General features: G+C 66.1%; 9 protein-coding genes and 1 tRNA gene. 8 read left to right on the forward strand and 2 right to left on the reverse strand.

Features of this window, described 5'->3' with window-relative positions; genetic code table 11:
* Positions 1 to 22 precede the first annotated feature (22 nt).
* Complete coding sequence (locus tag G3N61_RS18655) at positions 23 to 289, reverse strand: DUF2164 domain-containing protein (RefSeq protein ID WP_011351259.1); 267 nt, start codon at positions 287 to 289, stop codon at positions 23 to 25.
* Positions 290 to 552: 263 nt separating this feature from the next.
* Between G3N61_RS18655 and serS the strand changes: the two genes are divergently transcribed.
* From serS to G3N61_RS18670, 3 genes are all read left to right on the forward strand, one after another.
* Positions 553 to 1,854 carry a serine--tRNA ligase gene (serS, locus tag G3N61_RS18660; RefSeq protein WP_043181736.1) on the forward strand — a complete coding sequence of 434 codons (1,302 nt, stop codon included), beginning with the start codon at positions 553 to 555 and terminating at the stop codon, positions 1,852 to 1,854.
* Positions 1,855 to 1,982: 128 nt separating this feature from the next.
* Positions 1,983 to 2,073: transfer RNA gene (locus G3N61_RS18665), tRNA-Ser, on the forward strand.
* Positions 2,074 to 2,557: 484 nt separating this feature from the next.
* On the forward strand, positions 2,558 to 4,093 hold the full coding sequence (locus tag G3N61_RS18670; protein ID WP_205823271.1) for a methyl-accepting chemotaxis protein: 1,536 nt from the start codon (positions 2,558 to 2,560) through the stop codon (positions 4,091 to 4,093).
* A 103-nt stretch (positions 4,094 to 4,196) separates the two neighbouring features.
* On the opposite strand, the gene G3N61_RS18675 is transcribed toward G3N61_RS18670, so the two are convergent.
* Entirely contained in the window at positions 4,197 to 5,357 is a 1,161-nt protein-coding gene (locus G3N61_RS18675; RefSeq protein ID WP_205823272.1) for an alkane 1-monooxygenase, read from the reverse strand.
* 540 nt (positions 5,358 to 5,897) lie between these two features.
* Between G3N61_RS18675 and G3N61_RS18680 the strand changes: the two genes are divergently transcribed.
* From G3N61_RS18680 to G3N61_RS18700, 5 genes are all read left to right on the forward strand, one after another.
* Positions 5,898 to 6,539 carry a GNAT family N-acetyltransferase gene (locus G3N61_RS18680; protein WP_241017805.1) on the forward strand — a complete coding sequence of 214 codons (642 nt, stop codon included), beginning with the start codon at positions 5,898 to 5,900 and terminating at the stop codon, positions 6,537 to 6,539.
* A 168-nt stretch (positions 6,540 to 6,707) separates the two neighbouring features.
* Complete coding sequence (minC, locus tag G3N61_RS18685) at positions 6,708 to 7,481, forward strand: septum site-determining protein MinC (RefSeq protein ID WP_043181744.1); 774 nt, start codon at positions 6,708 to 6,710, stop codon at positions 7,479 to 7,481.
* A gap of 59 nt (positions 7,482 to 7,540) precedes the next feature.
* The gene (minD, locus tag G3N61_RS18690; protein ID WP_043181745.1) at positions 7,541 to 8,356 is read left to right on the forward strand and encodes a septum site-determining protein MinD; all 816 of its coding nucleotides are present in this window, start codon (positions 7,541 to 7,543) and stop codon (positions 8,354 to 8,356) included.
* 12 nt (positions 8,357 to 8,368) lie between these two features.
* Positions 8,369 to 8,623, forward strand: a complete 255-nt coding sequence (minE, locus tag G3N61_RS18695) for a cell division topological specificity factor MinE (RefSeq protein ID WP_006486661.1) — start codon at positions 8,369 to 8,371, stop codon at positions 8,621 to 8,623.
* A 160-nt stretch (positions 8,624 to 8,783) separates the two neighbouring features.
* Positions 8,784 to 9,185 carry a YXWGXW repeat-containing protein gene (locus G3N61_RS18700; RefSeq protein WP_089450097.1) on the forward strand — a complete coding sequence of 134 codons (402 nt, stop codon included), beginning with the start codon at positions 8,784 to 8,786 and terminating at the stop codon, positions 9,183 to 9,185.
* Positions 9,186 to 9,433 lie beyond the last annotated feature (248 nt).

Consider the following 9,433-nt stretch of genomic DNA (forward strand, 5'->3'; position numbering starts at 1 on the left):
GGCCGGCGCCGCCGCGAGTGTGTCAGCGCTTGCGGGCCGGCTGTTTCTTCCAGTAGCCGAACGGCTCCTGATGGCACTCGATGTCGAGTTCGGTGACGCGGGCGTGCAGGCTCTGCTGCGCATCGGCGATCGCGAGGTTGTAGATCGCGGGCGCGATTTCCTCGACGAAGAAGTGCAGTAGTGCGCCGGCCTGGATATTGCCGATCGGCTCGTCCATGTTTTCCGTGAAATAGCGTTGCAGCGACGCGATCGCGCGGTCGCGTACGTCCTTGTCCAGTTCGATGGCCATCGGGTTCCTTGAGTAGCTGTGACGGGTGGCGGGTGCCTCGCTCGATGCACTGCGGCAGGCGCACACGGATGTTTCGCGATCCGCCGCGCGTCGATGCCGCGCGATTCGGCGGGTGCCGACGGGCGGACCGGCAATGCGATACTGCCATGGCCGTCGCACCCCGGTCATCGCCCGTTTGCAGCATTGTCCGTCCGGCCAGTGCCGTGGCGGCCCCGCGGTGCGTTAGAATTCCCGTCTTACACAACGATTCTCCAAGTCCTCCCATGCTCGACATCCAGTTGCTGCGCAAAGACCTCGACGGCGTCGCCCAGCGCCTCGCCGATCGCGGCTACACCCTCGACATCGCCGCGTTCTCCGCCCTCGAAGCGGAACGCCGCGCGATCCAGACCCGCACCGAAGAGCTCCAGGCGCGCCGTAACAGCCTGTCGAAGCAGATCGGCGCGATGAAGGGGAAGGGCGAGGACACGTCGGCCGTGATGGCCGAGGTCGGCGGGATCGGCGACGAAATGAAGGCGGGAGAAGCCAAGCTCGGCGAAATCCAGGCGCGCCTGTCCGACCTGATGCTGGGCATGCCGAACATCGCGCACGAAAGCGTGCCGGTCGGCAAGGACGAAGCCGACAACGTCGAAGTGCGCCGCTGGGGCACGCCGCGCCAGTTCGATTTCGAGGTGAAGGATCACGTCGACGTCGGCACGCCGCTCGGCCTCGATTTCGAGACCGGCGCGAAGCTCGCCGGCGCGCGCTTCACGATGCTGCGCGGCTCGATCGCGCGCCTGCACCGCGCGCTTGCGCAGTTCATGATCGATACGCACACGCTGCAGCACGGCTATACCGAAACGTATACGCCGTACATCGTGAACCCCGAGATCCTGTACGGCACGGGCCAGCTGCCGAAGTTCGCGGACGACATGTTCCGCGTCGAGAAGGGCGGCGAGGAGAACAAGGTCACGCAATACCTGATCTCCACGTCGGAAATCTCGTTGACGAACACCGTGCGCGAGTCGATCGTCGATGCATCCGCGCTGCCGATCAAGCTGACCGCGCATTCCCCGTGCTTCCGCTCGGAAGCCGGTTCGTACGGCCGCGACACGCGCGGGATGATCCGCCAGCACCAGTTCGACAAGGTCGAGATGGTGCAGGTCGTTGCGCCGGAAGCGTCGTACGCGGCGCTCGACGAAATGGTCGGCCATGCGGAAGCGATCCTGCAGAAGCTCGGCCTGCCGTACCGCGTGATCACGCTGTGCACGGGCGACATGGGCTTCTCGGCCGCGAAGACGTTCGACCTCGAGGTGTGGCTGCCTGCGCAGAACACCTACCGCGAGATCTCGAGCTGCTCGAACACCGAAGCGTTCCAGGCGCGCCGGATGCAGGCGCGTTTCCGCAACGCGCAGGGCAAGCCCGAGCTCGTGCATACGCTGAACGGTTCGGGTCTCGCCGTCGGCCGTACGCTCGTCGCGGTGCTGGAGAACTACCAGAACGCGGACGGCTCGGTCACGGTGCCGGACGTGCTGCGTCCGTACATGGGTGGCATCGAGCGCATCGACGCGCCCGTGAAGGCGTCGTAAGATCGCGCGCCTGCAAGCCCTTGGTGCTCTCGTAAAAATATTTGCAAAAAGGGCTTGTGGGTTTCGAAGAGAACGTTCTATAATCTTTTCTTTCGCGGAAACGACCAACCGCGAAATGCAGTAAGGAAGGAGAGGTGGCAGAGTGGTCGAATGTACCTGACTCGAAATCAGGCGTACGGTTTCCCCGTACCGTGGGTTCGAATCCCACCCTCTCCGCCAAAATACGAAGCCCCTTGATCCGGAAGGATCAAGGGGTTTTTCGTTTTGGGCGCGCGGCGCGTGCGTCGTATCGCAAGCCGTTGCAGTGGCAACAGCTTGACCGTCGGCAATCCGGATCGTGCTGATGCCGCAGCGCCCACCGCGTGCATGATCGTGCCGCGTCTTCGATACAGCGGCGCCGAATGGCACACACCGCGTCTCCCTGACGAACAACCGAGTCTCGAAAGTCCTGACGGGCATGGCGCTGTTCGTACTCGCATCCGCGTCGTTCGTCGTCGTGCGCCGCTGAGTGGCGTGCCCGCGCAGGGCCGCGACCGCCGGGCCGCGCGACGCATCCGACCTGATCGGACTGGCCGGTCTTGTCGCGCGTATCCAGTCTCCCCCGCTTTCTTCAGCTTTAAGCCCGCGCTTCCTGCGCCGTTAACACGAGGCGGCGGCCGGCGCCCGTGCCGGACCGCATCGTTCCCCGTCGATTCAAGGTTCCATGAAGCTGAGCTACAAGATTCCCCTCGCATTCGCTATCGCGCTGCTGCTGATGTTCGGTGGCGCGCTGTACGGTATCCACATTCTCAATCGGTCGATCGATACGTTTGCCGAAGACGTGCAGACGAACGTCGGCGACGAACGGCTCGTGTCGGCCACGCTCGTGCAATTCAAGCTGCAGGTGCAGGAATGGAAGGACACGCTGCTGCGCGGCAAGCAGCCCGACAAGCTCGACCGGTACTGGCAGGCGTTCCAGACGCGCGAGCGGACGGTCGATACGCTCGCCGCGCAGCTCGTTCACCAGTTGCCGCCCGGCGAGAGCCGCTCGCTCGTCGAGCAGTTCATGCGCGCGCACACGGCGATGGGCGAGGGCTACCGGCGCGGGTTCGACGCGTTCAAGGCTGCCGGATTCGAACCGTCGGCCGGCGATGCCGCCGTGGCGGGCGTCGACCGCGAACCCGCGGCGCTGCTGGAGCGGGCCGCGAAGTCGATCGCCGACGAGAGTGCCGCCGTATCGGCGCAGGCGAGCCGCGACGCGCAGCACGCCACCACTGCGAGCCTCGTGCTGATGCTGGTCGTGCTCGGCGTCGCGATGGTGGGCGCGTTCCTGTTCAGCCGCGCGATCCTGCGTCCGCTCGACCGCGCGGTGGCGTGCGCGCAGGCCGTCGCCGAAGGCGACCTGACGCGCGACGTCGATGCAGCTGGCCGCGACGAGATCGCCGACCTGCTGCGCGCGTTGCAGACGATGCAGGCGAGCCTGTCGGGTGTCGTGCTCGAAGTGCGTACGCACGCCGAAGCCGTCGCGACGGCGAGCGCCCAGATCGCGTCGGGCAATCATGACCTGTCGGCGCGTACCGAGGCGCAGGCCGCGTCGCTCGAGGAGACGGCCGCGAGCATGACCGAACTCACGGGCATCGTCCGCCAGTCGGCCGAGCACGCGCAGCACGCGGCGCAACTGGCACGTGACGCGTCGAACATCGCGGCGGCAGGCGGCGGCGTGATGACGGATGCCGTCGGCACGATGAACGGTATCGCCGACAGCTCGGCGAAGGTCGGCGAAATCATCGCGGTGATCGACGGCATCGCGTTCCAGACCAACATCCTCGCGCTGAACGCAGCGGTCGAGGCCGCGCGTGCGGGCGAACAGGGGCGCGGCTTCGCGGTTGTCGCGGCGGAAGTGCGGACGCTTGCGCAGCGCAGTGCCGCCGCCGCGAAGGAGATCAAGGGGCTCATCGAGCAGTCGACGCGGCGGGTCGACGAGGGCGCGGTGCTGATCGGCCGTGCGGGCGAATCGATTCACGAGATCGTCGGCGCGGTGCAGCGCGTCACGACGATCGTCGGCGAGATCTCGTCCGCGTCGCAGGAGCAGAGCGGCGGCATCCAGCAGGTGAACATCGCGGTGACGCAGATGGACGAAGCGACGCAGCGCAACGCGGCGCTCGTCGAGCAGGCGTCGGCTGCGACGCAGGCACTGGCCGAGCAGGCGAGCGCGCTGCGGCACGCGGTGGCCGTGTTCAGGCTGCCGGAAATGGCCTGACGGCGGCGCCGTCGCGCCGGACTGAAACGGAACCGGGGGGGCGGCGTGGCGTTGGCCTTGGGCCGCGCGCCGGCGCCGGCTAACACCGGCCCGTCCCCCGCGATCACGCCGCGGCCGGATATTGCGCGAGCACCCGGGCGCGGATCGACGGCTTGATGTTCGATTGCGCCATGTCGCCGCCGTAGTGCGCGACGACACGCGGATTCATCACGCGATACCAGAGCGGCGGCACGTACGCGAACAGGATCATCGTCGCGTAGCCGGCCGGCAGTTGCGGCGAATCGTCGAAGTGGCGCAGCGCCTGGTACGAGCGTGTCGGATTCGCGTGATGGTCGGCGTGCCGCTGCAACTGGTACAGGAACAGGTTGGTGACGACGTGATTGCTGTTCCACGAATGCTGCGGCGTGCAGCGTTCGTAGCGGCCGCTCGGCAGCTTGCGGCGGCCGAGCCCGTAGTGTTCGACGTAGTTCACGACTTCGAGCAGCGACGCCCCGTAGACGGCCTGGATCACGAGGAACGGGATCACGACCTTGCCGGCCATCGCGATCGCGATGCCCCACACGACGACGGTCATCGCCCATGCGTGCAGCACCTCGTTGCGCCAGGTCCACGGCGAATGCCCGAGCCGTTCGAGGCGGGCCTTCTCGAGCCGCCACGCCGAGCGGATGCTGCCGGTCACGGTGCGCGGCAGGAACGCCCAGAACGATTCGCCGTAGCGCGCGCTCGCCGGATCCTCGGCCGTCGCGACACGCACGTGGTGGCCGCGGTTGTGCTCGACGTAGAAGTGGCCGTAGGCGACCGGCGCGAGCGTGATCTTCGCGAGCCAGCGCTCGAAGCGGTTGGTCTTGTGCCCGAGCTCGTGCGCGGTATTGATCGAGATGCCCGTCGCGGCGCCGAGCGACAGCGCGAAGCCGACGTAGTCGTACCAGGCGAGCGCGTGGGTGCCGACGATCCAGACGCACACGAAGAACGCGACGTATTCGACGAAGGTCGCGAGATAGACGATCAGCCGGTAATAGCGCTCCCGTTCGAGGTGCGGCACGACCGCCTCGGGCGGGTTGTCGCGATCGTCGCCGATCAGCGTGTCGAGGATCGGGATCACGCCGAACGCGAACAGCGGGCCGAACCACCAGAACACGTGCAGGCCCGTCGACAGCGCGAGCTGGGCGGCGAGAATCGGCAGCGTGATCGTCAGAGCGCCGAGCAGCCACAGGTAACGCTTGCCATCCGACCAGCCCGAAGCCGATCCGTCGGTCATTGCCATTGTCTCCCTCCTGCCGGCCGGCCCGAGGGCGGCCGCCTGTCCGGTTGTTCGAATTCTCGTTGGTCCGCGACGCACGCGCGGTTCTACCGGATCGTCACCCGGTTCTGCCTGTTATACGACCCATGCGCACGCTTGCCAAACTCCGGCGCTAGGCGCGTGGCTCCAAACGGAGGGGGGCGCACGGCGCAGGCAGGGAAGGGGCCGCGCACGCTGATTGAAACATGCGGGGAACGCCGGATCGACCCGCGCGGGCGGCAGATTTGTCAGACGGATCGGGTGCCGTGACGCGTTCGGGTGTCGACGCTGCAGGCTCACAACAAATGTTGCGATGCAATATGCGGAACGCGGCGAGTCCCCGCGACGCCTGCTTTCGGGGTTACAAGTATTACGGATCGTTACGGCTTCCGCGATGAAGTCCGCAAGCTCCGGCAGGCGATTGCCTCATGCCATAAGGCGACTGGCGACATGCGTCGAACGAAGCGGTCATGGCCGTCGTCCTGACGCACGCATCGACGTGGCGATGCTGCACCTGCACATTGGCTGCTCGCAAGACAGCTGGCGGCCCCCGCCGCCTTTCAATTCGCGCTGCCATTTGAAAATAACGATTTGACTCATGCCCCGCTTTCGGTTGAAGCTAATAGCTTGCTGTCCGAAGGGGGCTGTGCCTGCATGAGTTCGACCTTGACCGTTCGTCGTATCGTTGCCGACCAGGGCGGCGTGTATCGCGAACTCCGCGCCGCATCGCTGCGCGAGCCCTACGCGCCCGGCGAAGCGCCGGAGGCCGAATTGCTGAACGTCGAAGCGGACGCAGCGTCGGCGATTGCCGCGCAGCGCGCCGTGTCCGACGAATCGACGACTTTCCTGCTGTATACCGAAGGCCATCCGGCCGGCATGATCGGCGCGTATTTCGACAATACGCCCGATCGGCGCGCGTTCGTCAGCGAGCTGTGGGTCGCGCACGCGGTGCGCCATCTGCGCGGCGGCGTGCTGCTGCTGGAGACGGCCACCGCCTGGCTCGCCGAGCGCGGCGCCCAGGATGTCTACGCATGGATTGCCGATGCGAACCGCAACGCGATCCGCTTCTACGAGCGTGCGGGTTTCGGCAACACCGGCGAACACGCGCCGATTGCGCGGATGCCGGGCGCGATGAAATCGCTGTACGTGTCGCAGGTGAAGCACTGACGCGACGTCAGAACGCGGGCCGCACGGCGCGATGAAGGTCCGGTCGCCCGCTGCCTGCCCGCCTGCCGGTTGTGCGCCCGCCCGGGCCACCACCACCCGGCTCCCCAAAAATAATGGCCGCGCGCGTGGACGCCTGTAAAATACGCAAAAAATTTTTGCAGAGTGTCCATGTCGCTTAAAAAATCGCCATTCTTCGAGCTGCGCAGCGGATCGGTCGATACGTTGCTGTTCACCGTGAAGACGACCGATCTCGACGCGTTGCGTACCGAACTGGTCAAGCGCTTCGAAGCGACTCCCGAGTTTTTCGCCGACGATGTCGTCGCGATCGACGTCCGCCGCCTGGCTGACGGCGAACGCGTCGCGCTGGCGGACATCCGCCAGATGCTGAACGACGTGCGGATGCGCCCGGTGGGTGTCGTCGCGCTGGCAACGCAGGGCTGGGCGGGGGAAGCCGGCCTGCCGTTGCTCGAAGCGCGCGATCGCCGTGCGCCGGCCGCAAAGCACGCCGACGAAGCGGAGCCGGCGCCGGCGCCCGTCGTCGAAGCCGCCGCCGCTCGGGCAGTCGAACTGGCGCAGGAGCCCGCGCCGACGTTGTTGCACGCGGGGGGCCAGACGCTCGTGATCGACCGGCCGTTGCGTTCGGGGCAGCAGATTTACGCGAAAGGAGACCTCGTGGTGCTCGCGCCGGTCAGTCACGGTGCGGAGATCATCGCGGAAGGCAATATCCACATCTACGCGCCGTTGCGTGGCCGCGCACTCGCGGGCGTGCACGGCAATCACGACGCGCGCATTTTCTGCACGTGTCTGGAGCCGGAACTGATTTCGATCGCGGGTATCTATCGAACAACCGAGAACCCGCTGCCCGCCGAAGTACTGGGCAAATCGGTGCAGATCCGGCTCGAAGAGGAAAAACTGATGATCGAACCGCTGCGCCTGACGTAATCCACGCGGTGCGCTCCGGATCGATCGGCTCTCATTGACGAACACAGGGTATTGGGTAAATGGCAAAAATCATCGTGGTGACCTCGGGCAAGGGCGGCGTGGGCAAGACGACGACGAGCGCGAGCTTTGCGTCCGGTCTCGCGCTGCGCGGCCACAAGACGGCCGTGATCGACTTCGACGTCGGCCTGCGCAACCTCGATCTCATCATGGGCTGCGAGCGCCGCGTCGTGTACGACCTCGTGAACGTGATCCAGGGCGAAGCGAACCTGAACCAGGCGCTGATCAAGGACAAGAAGTGCGAGAACCTGTTCATCCTGCCGGCGTCGCAAACCCGCGACAAGGATGCGCTGACGCGTGACGGCGTCGAGAAGGTGCTGAACGACCTCGTCGCGATGGACTTCGACTACATCGTCTGCGATTCGCCGGCCGGTATCGAGGCAGGCGCGCTGCACGCGATGTACTTCGCGGACGAAGCGCTGATCGTCACGAACCCGGAAGTGTCGTCGGTGCGCGACTCGGACCGCATTCTCGGCATCCTGTCGTCGAAGACGAAGCGCGCGACCGAAGGCAAGGATCCGATCAAGGAACACCTGCTGATCACGCGTTATAGCCCGAAGCGCGTCAGCGAAGGCGAGATGCTGTCGCTCGAGGACATCAGCGAGATCCTGCGCATCAAGCTGATCGGCGTGGTGCCCGAGTCGGAAGCCGTGCTGCATGCATCGAATCAGGGCCTGCCGGCCGTGCATATCGATGGCACCGACGTGGCGGAAGCGTACAAGGACGTCGTCGCGCGCTTCCTCGGCGAAGACAAGCCGCTGCGTTTCACCGACTACCAGAAGCCGGGCCTGCTGCAGCGCCTCTTCGGCAGCAAGTAACGGAGGCCGACCATGTCCATCCTTTCGTTTCTCCTCGGCGAGAAGAAGAAGTCCGCATCGGTCGCGAAGGAGCGCCTGCAGCTCATCATCGCGCACGAGCGCGTCGGCGGCCGGCCGCCGGCCGATTACCTGCCGGCGCTGCAGAAAGAGCTGGTCGCGGTCATCTCGAAGTACGTCCATATTTCGAACGATGACATCCGCGTGAGCCTCGAGCGCCAGGACGATCTCGAAGTCCTCGAAGTGAAGATCGAGATCCCGCAAGCCTGACGCTTGCCGGTATCCCTCCGCACGGCGGCACTCGCCGCCGTGCGCGTCTTACGCCCTGTTGCACTTTCGGGCACGCCGTAACAAGGCGTCTGTCGGCCGTAACCGCACCTCCCGCATTGAACGAATACGCTCGCGTAACTTGTTCAACCAGGAGTTTGTGATGGCTGTCTCTATCGTTCAACGTCGTATCGTTTCGCTCGCACTGCTTGCCGCGAGCCTGTCAGCCGTCGTCGCGCCGCTTGCCGCACGTGCGGACGAGATTCTCGTCGGCACGCCCGTGATCGCACCGCAGGGCCGCGTGGTCGTCGCCGAGCCGGTCGCCGTGCGCACCGAGGAAATCGTCGTGGTCGCGCCGAATGCGCCGCCGCCGGTGCGCTACGAGGTCGTGCCGGCCACGCGCGTGGGCTACGTATGGGATCGCGGGCACTGGCACTGGGATCATGGCCGCTACGTGTGGATCGGCGGCCACTGGGAAGCCGAGCGCGTCGGCATGCAATGGGTGCCGGGCCATTGGGACCAGCGCGGTCCGAACTGGTTCTGGACCCGTGGTCACTGGGCATGATGGAGGCGAGCGATGAAACGAACCGCAATCGCCATCGCGCTCGTCGCGATCACGCTGGCCGGGTGCATCGTCGTGCCGGCACGGCCCGTGTACTACCGGCCGGCACCCGTCGTGATCTACTGAGCGTCGCGCGGGCCGGGCTGCGCCGGGCCGTTCGTCCCGGCCGCAGCCGGCTCGTCTTCGGGCGGCGCCGGCGCATGTGCTGCACGTTCGGCCGGCGCGGCGGCGGACGAGATCGGAGGAGCACA

Origin of the sequence: Burkholderia sp. Ac-20349 (genome assembly GCF_017104865.1) — a bacterium.
Taxonomy (GTDB): domain Bacteria; phylum Pseudomonadota; class Gammaproteobacteria; order Burkholderiales; family Burkholderiaceae; genus Burkholderia; species Burkholderia aenigmatica.